We start from the raw sequence: 13,940 nt of genomic DNA, 5'->3' as shown, positions 1-13,940 counted from the left end.
CTCGAATTTTTGAAAATACTCGTTACAAGATAAAAAGTAAGAGAAAATAAAAGGGTTGATCACGACCAATAAGAGGCAAGCTTGATAACTTCTTCAGGAAAATACTCAAGCTTGCTTCCGATTGTTAAGCCAATAATGGTTACAAAGACTTCGCGAGTTGGTCAAATTTCATTAGGGTCTTAAGCAGATTCGGTAAATCCTTAAGATAAACCATATTGGGGCCATCGCTTGGCGCTTGATCTGGATCCTGGTGCGTTTCAAGGAAAACACCGGCTACTCCCACAGATACAGCCGCCCGCGCTAAGACAGGCACGAATTCACGCTGCCCGCCACTGCTGGTTCCCTGCCCGCCTGGCTGCTGAACAGAATGGGTCGCATCAAAGACAACGGGACACCCCGTGTCTTTGAGTACAGGCAAGGCCCGCATATCGGAAACTAAGGTGTTGTACCCAAAAGAAACTCCACGTTCACAGACAATCACTTGCGTGTTTCCAAAGCTTTCAAATTTTGCCACGACATTTTTCATGTCCCAAGGCGCTAAAAACTGACCTTTTTTAACATGAATGGGTTTTCCTGTTTTAGCCGCTGCCTCTAAAAGATCCGTTTGACGACATAAGAAAGCCGGAATTTGAAGGATATCAACGACTTCAGCGACAATCGCGCATTGCTCAGCCGTATGAACATCTGTAATAACAGGCAAACCACTTTTTTCGCGAATCTCTGCCAAAATGGGTAAGGCTTTCTCAAGTCCTAAACCACGAGAATTTACCATGCTTGAGCGATTCGCCTTATCAAATGAAGTCTTATAGACAATCGGAATATTGAGCTTATCAGAAATTTCCCGAATGGCCGCTGACATTTCAAGACCATGGGCCCGACTTTCAAGTGCGCAAGGGCCTGCAAAAACGGCCAAGGGTAAATCATTCCCAAACGTGACTTGCTTTACCTCGGGGGTTCCAATGATAACATGGCGTTGAGAAGTCATTCTGGGGTTCCTTTCTTTTGAAGAGCAGCTTCAATAAACGATTTAAATAACGGATGAGGATCAAAAGGACGCGACCTTAATTCGGGGTGAAACTGAACTCCCACAAACCAAGGATGATCTGTTAACTCAACAACTTCAGGCAATAAACCATCCGGTGAGAGACCACTAAACTTGAGTCCTGCTTTTTCAAATTTTTCACGATAATTTAGATTGAGTTCAAACCGATGACGGTGACGCTCTTGAATTGATGTCGTTCCATAAATCTTTTGAATCAAACTTCCTGGCTCCAATGCTGCAGGATAAAGGCCAAGGCGCATTGTCCCGCCTAAATCGTCTTCTGCACTTCGGCGTTCTTTGACATCACCATTCAACCATTCTGTAAGCAATCCTATCACAGGCTCAGACGTAGCGCCAAATTCAGTTGTATTAGCCTTTTCAATGCCAACAATGTGTCGTGCAACTTCAATGACCGCGAGTTGCATTCCAAAGCAAATTCCCAAGTAAGGAATTTTTTGCTCACGAGCGTATTGGATAGCCGCCATCATACCAGCGGTGCCTCGCTCTCCATAACCGCCAGGAACAAGAATTGCTTTTTTATCCTTCAGCCGCTCAGCAACCGTATGAGGCTCTTTTTCAAAAGATTCTGCCTCAATCCACTCAATATTAACGCGAACGTTATTCGCGATACCGCCATGGGTTAGCGCTTCAGCGAGCGACTTATCTGCATCTCGCAGTTTGACATACTTTCCAACGACAGCAATATCAATGACTTGAGTTGGATTTTTAATATGGTTAACAATCGCTTCCCAACGGCTCAGATTTGCGTCTCCCTCACTTCTGAGACCAAAATATTTTAAAACTTCTGTATCAAGGCCAGCTTTAGAATAACTCAAAGGCACTTGATAGATTGTCTCAACATCAGCAGCCTCTATAACGCATTCTGGCTTAATATTACAAAAAAGAGCTAATTTCCGCTTTGCATCTTCAGGGATTTCCCGCGTCGTCCGACACAGTAAAATATCAGGCTGAATCCCCACGTGTTGTAATTCTTTGACTGAGTGCTGTGAGGGTTTCGTTTTTAACTCTCCTGCGCTCTCAATATAGGGCACAAGCGTCAGGTGGATAAAAAGAACACTTTGCGCGCCTTCTTCATTGGAAAACTGCCGAAAAGCTTCAAGATATGGCAAACTTTCAATGTCACCAACGGTCCCGCCAACTTCGCACAATAAGAAATCTAAATTAGGGTCTAAATCAGCTCGAATCGCTTCTTTTATCGCATCTGTAATATGAGGAATCACTTGAACAGTTGCCCCTAAATAATCACCTCGTCGCTCACGGGCAATCACTGTCGAGTAAATACGGCCGGTCGTCAAAGAATCACTTCGCCGATTCGAGACGCCCGTAAAACGTTCATAATGCCCTAAATCTAAGTCCGTCTCCGCACCATCATCCGTGACGAAGACTTCTCCATGCTGATAAGGACTCATTGTCCCGGGATCAACATTTAAGTAAGGATCAAATTTTCGAAGTCGGACATTGTATCCGCGTGCTTGCAACAAAGCAGCAAGAGACGCAGCGGCAAGGCCTTTTCCTAAAGAAGAAACCACACCTCCGGTTATAAAAATAAATCGTGTCATTCCCTAAAACTATTAATGTTATTTTTTAGTAGACGTATTTTTAGACGCAACAGAACCTTCTGCTGACTTTGGTTGTGCTTTACTTTCAGAAGCAACAACGGGCGGAGCTGGTTCCACAGGAACCTCAATCGCAGGTTTTGTCGCATCTGGATGATCAAGAATAGATTGCGCTTTATGAGCCCCCTTAAAAAGAATTGCGAGCAAAAGAGTCGTTAAAAAGAAAAGACCCGCTAAAATTGCCGTTGTTCGTGTCAATAGATTGGCAGTACCTCTCGAGCTCATGAGGCCTCCCATGGTGCCACTTCCCATGCCAAGACCACCACCTTCATTCTTTTGAAGAAGAATAATCCCCACCATCGCAATCGCGAGAATAATATGAAATACCAACACTACAGTCGTCATGTTAATCTGAATCCTTTGTTTTAACTGCCGGCATTTTAAAGGGGGTTGAAAAAAAATGCTAGAGGGAAATTAGACTCGCGAGAGAAATAGCTCGTTTAAAATTCTTGACCTATTTTCAACTAGATATTTTGCATAATAATATTGCAATTACATCACTTGAAATTCAGTAAAGACCCCTTATATAATTTATACCAATATGGTCAATTAAATAGAGAGATTCCTTCTTATGACTTCTCCCCTTAAACGCTTTTATCTATTCGCCTCAACAAGCTTACTAGCCGTAAGCTCTATGAGCTATGCGTCCGATCAATACAATTTTGGGTACAGCGAAGAAGAGGCTTTACAAGAAGCTTTACGCAGATCTCAAGCACCCGCCCCTATCAATTATAATAGTCATTATAGTAATGGCGATTTAGACGATGAAGTTGCATTGCAATTAGCCTTAGCTATGTCTAAAGAATTTGCACCTATTAAACCAAAGTCTTTAGATCTTGAGCCACCTAAGCCTTTAATTATAGCCCCTCAGCCCCTCGTACTCCAATCAGAAATGAAAGATAAGCCTATCCCTTCTGCTCAAAATGACCATCTTATTCCATTAATAAGGTATATCACGACACAAGGAAGATCTATTCAATCTTACATCACTGCTATACTCCAGGAGATTCATTTTATTGAGATGCCTTTTTGTGGCTACACAAAACCAACTATTCCTTTATCGATTGAAGGCAGAATAAGCAGCTCTGTGCAAAAATACCGCCCTGACCTCGATTCGCAGATTGACCCGACACTTAGAATAGAATTACTCGGTCTTTACTTATCTCCCTTCCAAAAAGATCTCCAAATTTTTGAAAGCACTTTTCATAAAATTATCACTATTCTTAATAAACTTACAGATGAAGATATTCAAAAGAATTTCCCAATTCCCATGGATGAAGCTCAAGAAAAAGAAATTACTAACTATTTTAGTAGATTAGGACTTGTTGATTTATACAAAACTTTAACACAAACAAAAGAGAAAATTGATCAGATCATCGATATCAGCGCAACTTCCTGGACGCAAAATCCCTATTTTAGTGATGTTCTACTGATTGATCTTACAAAACTCTCTCCTTCTGTCGCCACAGGTTCTCAAGGTTCTCAGCTTGAAGAAAAGACAAAAATTGTTAACAAAAAACCTTTCTCTCCTACAATTTTAGAACTTCAAGCCTCTCTTAAAGCTGAAGTAGAAGAACGAAAATATAACTCTGGACCTGAAACAATTATGGCTTATGGACAGACTGTTGCACCAAAATATCACCTTAAACTTCAAGAAAGTATTAGCAATCTCTTAGAATCTTTTTTCAAGGCTAAAGAAGTTCATCATTTTAAAAAATATGAAGAAGTCTTGGATTTTTATGACAAAATTTCACAAGACCTTGATTTTAACTCGCAACAACGTTCAGATATTCAAAAAGCGCTTGAAGGATCACTTACGTACCATAAGATTGGACATAAAGAAGCTTCTGTTAAGCAGTCTGTTGACCTTTTACCTAACGATCAATATGTGTATATGTTAACTGTTTCAAGTCAAGTTTATCGGATTTATGAAACCTTTAAAGAACATAAAGAATTCAAAGAAGACCTTGATGTTTTACTTCAAAATTTCTTCTCCCTTCTCGTTGATCAGAAATACAAATGTCAAAGTGGTATGGCTGGAAGAATGCTCATAACCCAGATGAAGGTGCTAAATACCTTAATGGACGTATATAACAAAATATAGATCTTGATAGTTTAAAACTCATAAAAAAGAGCCCCTTTATTGGGCTCTTTTTTTATTGAACTTAAGCAGCTTGCACAATCTGCCAAAAAGATTCTGATTTAAGGCTTGCGCCCCCAACAAGAACACCGTCAACATTTTCAAGAGAAAGAATTTCTTGAGCATTTTGGTCAGTGACAGATCCCCCATAAAGAATAGGCATATCCGACCCATTTTGACGATTTTTTTGCATCCATGAACGAATAAAAGCATGCACTTCAAGAATTTCCTTTGATGTTGCCGTTTTACCTGTCCCAATCGCCCAGACAGGCTCATACGCAATCGCCATCTCTTGATTCCCCTCAGGAACTGACGCTGTTAGCTGATCTTCAAGTATTTTTAAAGTTTTTTGATCTTCTCGCTCAGCCAATGTCTCACCAATGCAGATAATGGGTTTAAGACCCACTTTAAGAGCAGATTCAGCTTTCTGACGGACCAACGCGCTTGTTTCTTGATGATGGTGACGACGCTCAGAATGCCCGACAATAACATAACGACATCCGATATCCCTCACCATAAGAGAACTAATTTCTCCCGTGTACGCCCCTTTTTCATGAACTGAGCAATCCTGGGCCCCACAAGCAATTTCCGTTCCAAACAATCTATTTAAAACAATTGATAAGTAAGAAAAAGGAGGACACACAACAATCTGATGAGGAGAAGGATTTGCAAACCACTTTTCAGCAAGATCTGCCGCTAAATCACGTGAAAATTCTTGTGTTCCATTCATTTTCCAGTTCGCAACAATCAACTTTTGGCGTTTTTCAGTCATTCTTTACGCTCCTTTTCAATACGCGGAAATAATCCTTCTGGTTGAGGTAACAGCACACCACTCTGCAATTTTTTTTCCTGAAGCTCTTTGAAGTGAAGTTTGGGCTCTGAAATCCCTAATAAGTGAAGTAATTTAACTGACGCTTGCGGCATAATGGGGGCGATGTAAAATGCCAAATACCGTAAAGTCTCTAAAAGGACATACAGAACTGTTGCCATACGCTCTGGATTTGTCTTTCTGAGAGACCAAGGCTGTTCTGCATCAACATACCGGTTAGCCGCCCCCACAAGCTCCCAAATTGCTTCCACCATCCGATGAAGAGCTTGTTTTTCAAAATTTTCACCCAAGCGCGGTAAGAGCTCTTGAGCCATCGTTAAAAGAGCTTCATCTTGGGCTTCAAAAGCTGATGGAGTTGGCACTTTAGCCTCTGCATTTTTGTAAACAAAAGAAAGGACGCGCTGGGCCAAATTTCCGAAATCATTGGCAAGATCTGAGTTGATACGTTGCTCAAGAGCGGCTCGTGAAAAATCTCCATCTTGACCAAAAGGAACTTCACGCATGAGAAAATAACGAACCTGATCCACCCCATACGTCTCAACAAGCTCAACAGGATCAATCGTATTCCCTAGAGATTTTGAGATTTTTTGCCCTTCATTGGTCCACCAACCATGAGCATAAAGACGTTTTGGAGGTGTCAACCCCGCAGCCATCAAAAAGGCGGGCCAATAAATAGCATGAAACCGCAAAATATCTTTTCCAATAATATGAAGAATTTCTGGCCAAAACTTCTTAAAATCAGGCGCATCCTCATCTGGATACCCAAGGGCGGTGATATAATTAGTCAATGCATCCACCCAGACGTACATAACATGCTCAGGATCATCGGGAATCGGCACCCCCCACTTAAAAGAAGAACGAGAAATAGAGAGGTCATTCAATCCCCCTTCGACAAATCGAATGACTTCATTCCGTCGCGACTCTGGTCCTATGAAATCAGGATTAGCGCGATAAAAGGCGAGCAAAGGTTCTTGAAAAGCTGACAGCTTAAAAAAATAGCTAGGCTCTTCTACCCATTCAACATCTGCGCCTGTAGGAGCTTTGCCATGAACAAGTTCAGTTTCCGCATAAAAGGCTTCATCTCGGACAGCATACCATCCTGCGTATCCCCCTTTATAAATAAAGCCTCTTTCTTTCATCTTATTCCATAAAGCCTGAGCTGCCTTGATATGGCGTTCTTCGGTTGTTCGAATGAAGTAGTCATTTGACAGATGAAATAAAGGAGTTAACGCTTGAAATCTCTCAGAGACGCGATCCACAAATACTTGAGGATCCGTTCCTTCTGTTTGGGCTGCTTTTTGAATTTTTTGGCCATGTTCATCTGTGCCGGTTAAAAAGAAGACTTCACGACCAGCCATCCTTGCAAAACGCGCCATCATATCTGAGGCAATCGTTGTATAGGCATGTCCAATGTGAGGTACATCGTTCACGTAATAAATGGGGGTTGTGATATAGAATGGGTTGGCCACACCGGTCTCCTATGTTTTTGTGCTTTTTTAATCTCTTTTGCCGAATGTGACTAGTAAAATATAAGATACATATAAAATAAGAACTTGGTCCCCCAAAATTAAGGGCTATGGAGTCATTTTAATTTAACTCGATAGCCCTAGTACAACTTACTTTAGATTAATTTTAGTTGTGATTAAAAGGCACATTATCCGCAACAGCACTGCACATTGGACCTGCCACACCCTGATGCACATTTATAATTAAGTGAGTTCCTTGGTAAGCAGGTAAATCACACGTCGCTATAAGTGCTCCGGCCACTCTAGTCCGTATCTCTATACTTGTAAAACCGTTCGTTGGCTTATTATTAAGGGTAGAAGCTCTAATGATGGATCCACAAATTGGATTTATAGAAAAGGATATGGGTTTGAGACAAACATGTATGTAAATGGTGGAGTGGATAAACCTCATTACACAATCGGTAAATCAACACTAAATACAATTGATTTTCACTACAGCATTAGTAGAGAAGTCGAAGCAAAGCCACTTCCAGTCAATAATACGCGATGGAGAGAAGAAAATTATGAAAGCAAACCCCGTACAGAGAAAAAAAATATGCACATCCGTTGGCAGTACAATATAACTACAGATGATGTTATCGCTGTTTCTCCAAAGCCTCAAGATATTGAAAACGGTCTCATACCAAGCGACAAAGAAGTAGAACAGAATAAAAATGGAGCTTTAGCTTTTATTAGAGCGTTTCATCGAGCTCAATCATAATCTAAGACTTATTATGATCATCCAGAGAAAGAGGCTCTTCCCTCTTTCTCTTTTTTCTGAATTTTTTATCTTTATCCCTAAAAATATTTTTATTTAATAAATCTCTTAACATGAACACAAAGTTATGCTTGCGCCTTGTGTTAGGCTTCTGTAAATTCCACCATACAGTTTTTAAGAGGTTAAAATGGTTTTAATAACACTTCCTGATGGTTCTTCTCGTTCTTATGAGAAAGAAATTACAGGTCTTGAGATCGCAAGTAGCATTAGCCCTCGTCTTGCAAAAGAGGCTATTGTCGTTAGAGTAAATGGAGATTTGTGGGATCTCAACCGTTCTATCACCGAAGATGCAACCATTGAAATCGTCACGCGCCAACAACCTGAAGCCCTCGAAGTACTGCGCCATGATGCCGCACACTTATTAGCCGAAGCCATTAAAGAACTTTATCCTGAGGCTCAAATTACAATTGGCCCCGCCATTGATAACGGCTTTTATTATGATATCTATCGTGAAGAATCCTTCACGCTCGCTGATCTTGAAAAGCTTGAGAAAAGAATGGCTGAAATTGTGGATCGCGATGAGGCCATCCAACGTCAAGTGTGGCAGCGAGATGAGGCAATTTCTTACTTTAAATCTATGGGAGAACATTTTAAAGCGGAGATTATTGCTGATCTTCCTCAAACTGAAAAAGTCACTCTTTATAAACAAGGAAGTTTCCTTGATCTGTGTCGAGGCCCTCATCTTCCGTCCACGGCTCGGATTGGTAAAGCCTTTAAATTGATGAAACTCGCAGGGGCCTATTGGCGCGGAGATCATCGGAACCCAATGCTTCAACGCATTTATGGAACAGCATGGGCAACTGAGCAGCAACTGAAAGATTATCTTCACCAACTTGAAGAAGCGGAGAAGCGAGATCATCGTAAGCTTGGCCGTGAAATGGATCTATTCCACCTCCAAGAAGAATCTCCTGGCGCCATTTTTTGGCACCCTAAAGGATGGGAGATTTATCAAACTCTGCAAAACTATATTCGTCGCCTTCTTAAGACAAATGATTATGTCGAAGTCAATACGCCGATTATGGTTGATCGCTCCTTGTGGGAAGCCTCAGGTCACTGGTCAAAATTCCGCGAGAATATGTTCACATCAAATGATGATGAAACAAAAGTTATGGCCGTCAAACCGATGAATTGTCCTTGTCATATTCAAATTTTTCGCCAAGGAATCAAAAGTTATCGCGATCTTCCTTTAAGAATGGCAGAATTTGGGGCGTGCCATCGGAATGAACCTTCAGGCTCTTTGCACGGGATCATGCGCGTCCGAGCCTTTGTTCAAGATGATGCGCATATTTTTTGCACACCACAACAGATTACTGCTGAAACTAAAGCTTTCTGTCAATTACTTCAACGTGTTTATAAAGATCTTGGCTTTGAACACATCTCCATAAAATTCTCAGACCGCCCAGAAAACAGAGCGGGCTCAGATGAAGTCTGGGATCAAGCAGAACAAGCTCTTCGAGAAGCTGCTTTAGAAACAGGCCTTGAATTTATCCTTAACCCTGGAGAAGGCGCTTTTTATGGGCCTAAGTTAGAATTCTGCCTCAGAGACGCGATTGGTCGTGAATGGCAATGCGGAACATTCCAAGTCGATTTTGTCCTTCCACAACGCTTAGAAGCTTACTACGTGGGCGAAGACGGGCAAAAACACCACCCTGTGATGTTGCATCGCGCCATTTTAGGATCATTAGAGCGTTTTATTGGCGTTCTGATTGAACACTTTGCAGGAAAGTTTCCTCTTTGGTTAGCCCCCACACAAATTGCTATCGCCCCCATTACAGACGAAAGCCATGAGTACGCTCAAGAAATTTCCAACCTCCTCAAAACACATGGTCTACGCGTCGAAACTGACCTCAGAAATGAAAAAATTAATTATAAAATTCGTGAATTGAGCCTTGCAAAAGTCCCTTATATCTTTGTCGTTGGTAAACGAGAGGCCCAAGAACGCACTGTGGCGATTCGTCGTTTAGGCGGTGAAATGCAAGAAATACTTGCACTTGAAGATGCAATTGCTAAACTAAGAGAAGAAACACTACCACCTGCTTAAAAAAAAGAGGTATATGTAAAGTTATTATTAAAAAAAGGAGATACAACCATCAACAGACCTTTTGGCCCAACGAAAGGCCCCGCGTCCGAAAGCCATCGTGTCAATGAAGCGATACGGACCCCACAAATTAGATTAATTGATGAAAACGGCAATATGATTGGCATTGTCAACGTGAGAGAAGCACTTGACATGGCAAGGGAAGCTAGCCTTGATTTGGTTGAAATTTCTCCAAATGTGGATCCCCCTGTTTGCAAGATCTTGAATTATGGAAAATTTAAGTACGAAGCTCAGAAAAAGAAATCTCAAGAACGCAAAAAACAAAAAATCATTGAAATTAAAGAAGTTAAGCTTCGCCCTATGATTGAAGAACATGATTACTTAACAAAACTTCGTAATACAAAAAGATTTATTGAAGAAGGTGATAAAGTCAAAGTAACCATGCGTTTTCGAGGTCGTGAAATGGATCACCAAGAAATTGGGATGGAAATTTTGAAACGCGTCTGCACTGATTGTGGTGAAGATGTTAAAATTGAATTGCACCCAAAGCTTGAAGGTAAACAAATAATTATGGTGTTGGCCCCTAAGCAGTAAAATTTATTTGTAAGTAACTTTTAAAAAAGCTCGGGATTAAGTTCTCGGGCTTTTTTAATAAAGAAATCTATTTTGCTCGCGAAAAAATGATCATTATATCAAATTATTCTTATAAAAGTGGCTCACCATCTTTCTGCATTTGTTGATTATGAGAAAATAAAAAGACCTTACCATTATAAGATATTCGTTAATCCAAATTTTGTCTATCAAGTCTAGTATGTTTTATTTAACTTCTTGAAGATGCTCGAAAAAATATTTTACCTTCACAATATAGATATTTTAATCTCAGAATGATGAAGATATGGCCTATTTAAGAAGTAAGAGAAAAGCCATTACTATATTATCTGAAGAGATCGATAAAATGTTTTCTGAAAATAAACTTTCATGAAACAAATCATCGAAATAGAGTCTGAGGCAGAAGGTATGCAAAGCTCTCATCAAGGACACTATTTAAAAAATTTGATGGGCCATTCACTTGATCTGCCTGATCAACTTTTATTTGATACCCTTACTCATACATTTCTAGAACAAATTTGCAAACTATTGGATCCTACTCTTCAAGAAGCTATGGATTAATGAGAATTTAAAAAGCTGTCGCCACGCCATTGCGACTTCTTCGATTGATCCATTCGAATTAGAGAGACATACTTATTTTGGAAGAAAATTCAGTCCATGCGCGCTCTTTTTACAAGTTCGAGACCTCCCCTGGAGAAGGAGGTTTTTTTGGTATACAAATAAAATAGCCGACTAAAAGCCGGCTATTTATTTTGCAAAAGAACTTGCGACTAGCGAAGAACTGTCACACCGCGACGATTCTTAGCGTGGTCAGCTTCAGTTGTACCTTGTGCAACTGGGTGCTCTTTACCGTAGCTAACTGTCTCTAGGCGCTTTGCTTCAATGCCTTGACCAATCAAGAATGTCTTGACTTCGTGGGCACGGCGTTCACCGAGAGCCATGTTGTATTCAGTTGTTCCACGAATGTCACAATGACCTTCTACAACTACGTTTGTTTGTGGCCACTTCTTAAGCCAATCAGCTTGCTTGTGAAGAGCTGTTTGTGCTTCAGTTGATAAAGTGTGTTTATCAAAACCAAAGTTTACTGTATCACCAATTACTTGGTGGAATTCAGCAGCTGAACCTGGTGTTGCTTCGCCATTGATATCAAAACCACCTGTAGCAGCTTTATCTTCACAGCAAGTATCACAAGCTGTGAGAAAAAGTGTTGCACAGAGAGCGGATAATAACTTTTTCATTGTCCTCTTTGTCCTTTTAAGCGTGTTTAACTTTTAGCAGAAAATCTTTAGATTTTCCCTACAATAGTATAATTTGACCTCAACGTGGCTGTGATTATAACCTAAAAATTATGTTAATTCAAGGGGGGAGACCAAGAAGGTCCTCGCGCCTCTGTTCCAACAGGTGTGGGAATGAGTCTTTCGTTATATCCCGTCATATCAACCTTATAAATCTTTGATTTTCCAGAACGTTCCATCCGGGTGAACATAATCACACGCCCATTTGGGGACCAACATGGATCTTCAACCACATACCCTTGAGCAATTAAACGTTCCCCTGTTCCATCTGGCTTTATGACGCCGATATAAAAATTACCGGCATGCTGTTTCGTAAAAGCAATTAAATCGCCACGAGGGGACCATACAGGTGTCATATAGCGCCCTTGACCAAAACTGATGCGTTGAGCTTCCCCCCCTTCTGCAGACATAATATAAAGCTGAGGTTTTCCGCCTCGATCTGAGTTAAAAACAATCTTCGTCCCATCCGGAGAATAACAAGGAGACGTATCAATCACAGGCCCATCTGTTAACCTCTGCACTGTTCGCGTGAAAATATTCATTTTATAAAGAGAGGTTCGACCTCCCGCAGAAAAGCTCATAACGACATTTTTTCCATCAGGTGAATAATGAGGCGCAAACGTCATCCCTTTAAAATTCCCCACCAATTGACGTTGAAGTGTTGATAGTTGAATACGATAGACATGAGGAGCCATATTCCGTTGACGCGAAAATTCTAAATAGGCGATTTCTTGTCCATCAGGAGAAAAACGAGGTGTTAAAACACTGGTATCCCCGAGGCTTAATAATTTTGCATTGGCGCCATCTTGGTCCATAATTGCCAATCTCTTACGCGCATTTGTTAAAGGTCCTGTTTGCGATACATAAACGATGCGAGTATCGAAGTACCCCTCATCGCCTGTGACTCTCTTATAAATGGCATCTGCAATTTTATGCGCAATCCGTCGAATAAGTTTCGGATCAAAGGGAAACGATAAACCTTCCATTTGCTTTTCAGAGATGACATCAAAAAGACGAAATTCAACTCTTAAATGTCCGTCGGATAATTGCTTGATCTCACCACGAACAAGAGTTTGCGCATTAATAAGGCGCCAATCTGCATGCCGGATATAATCTCTTAATTGAGCAGGGCTTTGAATAAATGCCATTTTATCCAAAGGCTTAAATAATCCACAACTCTCAAGATCATCGCTCACAATTTTTGAAATTTGAGCTCCAATTTCGGCAAGATGCGGGGTCGTTCCATAAAAATCTGTTACAGCAATGGGCATAGGTTCCACACTACCAGAAGTCACGTCAATCACGAGCTCAGCGTGAAGAGGCATCATAATCCACAAACTAACAAAAACGAAAGTGACTAAATTTTTAATTTTTCGCATAATCACAACCTCTTTCAAAGATTATATCTCCATTTTAAAGGGCTCCTTACAGAACTCTTAAAGCCATATTTTTTTGATAAAGCACTATAAAACCTTTGGCTAAAAATGAAAAGAAGTACTTTCATTATTTAAGAATTTTGCCTTCTCTCTCCTTCTTTTTAGGCCTCTCTTCTTGCTTTCATGAGGGCTTTCACCATTCCTTCATGTACACGTTGAAAGATCTTCTGGCGACTACCGGCACCGACCGGTTGCCTGGGATCCTCGGCACAAGGCCGAGGATGACAAAATAAAAGTTGTTATCCTTTCTTCTTCCATCTCGCCAAGGAACACAACCATATCCAACCTGCGTCATTCTCGGGCATGTCTCGAGAATCTCAAGCAGCCTATAGATCGAACCTGTCACCATTCGATCTCTCCCAAACCTTTCCATCATGGATTGGTTCATTCTCATTCCTTTTGTCACCACCACTCCTCACTTGCACCGTGCCTCTCACGCACGCTGAGGGGTTCCTCCCCCTTTCAGTGGACAAAGAAAGGGCATTCGCTCAAAAAAGAGCGTTAAAAAGAACTCTTAAGAGTTTGCTAGACTCTCTTAATTTTAAAGGACGGAAGGAGAGGAATTATTGAAGAAGATTGAAGGCTTTTTAAAGGCCTTCAAGGAAGAAAACATCATCTCTGACCATCTACT

Annotated in this window: 12 protein-coding genes; 5 read left to right on the top strand and 7 right to left on the bottom strand. The window is 40.9% G+C overall.

The genetic code is table 11. From position 1 onward, the window contains the following. Positions 1–139: 139 nt before the first annotated feature. From kdsA to secG, 3 genes are read right to left on the bottom strand one after another with little or no spacing between them, the layout of a single operon-like run. Positions 140–985, bottom strand: a complete 846-nt coding sequence (kdsA, locus tag J0H12_02530; GenBank protein ID MBN9412790.1) for a 3-deoxy-8-phosphooctulonate synthase — start codon at positions 983–985, stop codon at positions 140–142. After that, on the bottom strand, positions 982–2,622 hold the full coding sequence (locus J0H12_02525) for a CTP synthase (protein ID MBN9412789.1): 1,641 nt from the start codon (positions 2,620–2,622) through the stop codon (positions 982–984). Before J0H12_02525 ends, kdsA begins: the two co-directional genes overlap by 4 nt. 18 nt (positions 2,623–2,640) lie before the next feature. Then, complete coding sequence (gene secG, locus J0H12_02520; protein ID MBN9412788.1) at positions 2,641–3,024, bottom strand: preprotein translocase subunit SecG; 384 nt, start codon at positions 3,022–3,024, stop codon at positions 2,641–2,643. 226 nt (positions 3,025–3,250) lie between these two features. Between secG and J0H12_02515 the strand changes: the two genes are divergently transcribed. Beyond that, the gene (locus tag J0H12_02515) at positions 3,251–4,783 is read left to right on the top strand and encodes a hypothetical protein (GenBank protein ID MBN9412787.1); all 1,533 of its coding nucleotides are present in this window, start codon (positions 3,251–3,253) and stop codon (positions 4,781–4,783) included. A 61-nt stretch (positions 4,784–4,844) separates the two neighbouring features. Here J0H12_02515 and J0H12_02510 read toward each other — a convergent pair whose 3' ends face one another. Both J0H12_02510 and J0H12_02505 read right to left on the bottom strand, forming a co-directional pair. After that, positions 4,845–5,591 (bottom strand): triose-phosphate isomerase, encoded by a 747-nt coding sequence (locus tag J0H12_02510; protein ID MBN9412786.1) that lies wholly within the window; start codon positions 5,589–5,591, stop codon positions 4,845–4,847. Next, the gene (locus J0H12_02505; GenBank protein ID MBN9412785.1) at positions 5,588–7,117 is read right to left on the bottom strand and encodes a methionine--tRNA ligase; all 1,530 of its coding nucleotides are present in this window, start codon (positions 7,115–7,117) and stop codon (positions 5,588–5,590) included. Before J0H12_02505 ends, J0H12_02510 begins: the two co-directional genes overlap by 4 nt. A 415-nt stretch (positions 7,118–7,532) precedes the next feature. Here J0H12_02505 and J0H12_02500 point away from each other — a divergent pair, with 415 nt between their 5' ends. The 4 genes from J0H12_02500 (at position 7,533) to J0H12_02485 (ending at position 11,139) form a co-directional block, all read left to right on the top strand. Then, a complete protein-coding gene (locus tag J0H12_02500; GenBank protein ID MBN9412784.1) occupies positions 7,533–7,874 on the top strand; it encodes a hypothetical protein in 342 nt (113 codons plus the stop codon). A 184-nt stretch (positions 7,875–8,058) separates the two neighbouring features. Next, positions 8,059–9,972 (top strand): threonine--tRNA ligase, encoded by a 1,914-nt coding sequence (gene thrS, locus J0H12_02495; protein ID MBN9412783.1) that lies wholly within the window; start codon positions 8,059–8,061, stop codon positions 9,970–9,972. A 48-nt stretch (positions 9,973–10,020) separates the two neighbouring features. Continuing rightward, entirely contained in the window at positions 10,021–10,563 is a 543-nt protein-coding gene (infC, locus tag J0H12_02490; protein ID MBN9412782.1) for a translation initiation factor IF-3, read from the top strand. Positions 10,564–10,947: 384 nt separating this feature from the next. Further along, positions 10,948–11,139, top strand: a complete 192-nt coding sequence (locus J0H12_02485) for a hypothetical protein (protein MBN9412781.1) — start codon at positions 10,948–10,950, stop codon at positions 11,137–11,139. A 209-nt stretch (positions 11,140–11,348) separates the two neighbouring features. Here J0H12_02485 and pal read toward each other — a convergent pair whose 3' ends face one another. Both pal and tolB read right to left on the bottom strand, forming a co-directional pair. Then, positions 11,349–11,816, bottom strand: coding sequence for a peptidoglycan-associated lipoprotein Pal (gene pal / locus J0H12_02480; protein ID MBN9412780.1), 468 nt, complete (start codon positions 11,814–11,816; stop codon positions 11,349–11,351). A 113-nt stretch (positions 11,817–11,929) separates the two neighbouring features. Then, complete coding sequence (tolB, locus tag J0H12_02475; GenBank protein ID MBN9412779.1) at positions 11,930–13,252, bottom strand: Tol-Pal system protein TolB; 1,323 nt, start codon at positions 13,250–13,252, stop codon at positions 11,930–11,932. Between the last annotated feature and the right edge of the window lie 688 nt (positions 13,253–13,940).

Source organism: Candidatus Paracaedimonas acanthamoebae, from assembly GCA_017307065.1.
Classification (GTDB): domain Bacteria; phylum Pseudomonadota; class Alphaproteobacteria; order Caedimonadales; family Caedimonadaceae; genus Paracaedimonas; species Paracaedimonas acanthamoebae_A.
The sequence above is the reverse complement of the archived record's forward strand: the minus strand, read 5'-3'. Positions and strand labels throughout refer to the sequence as shown.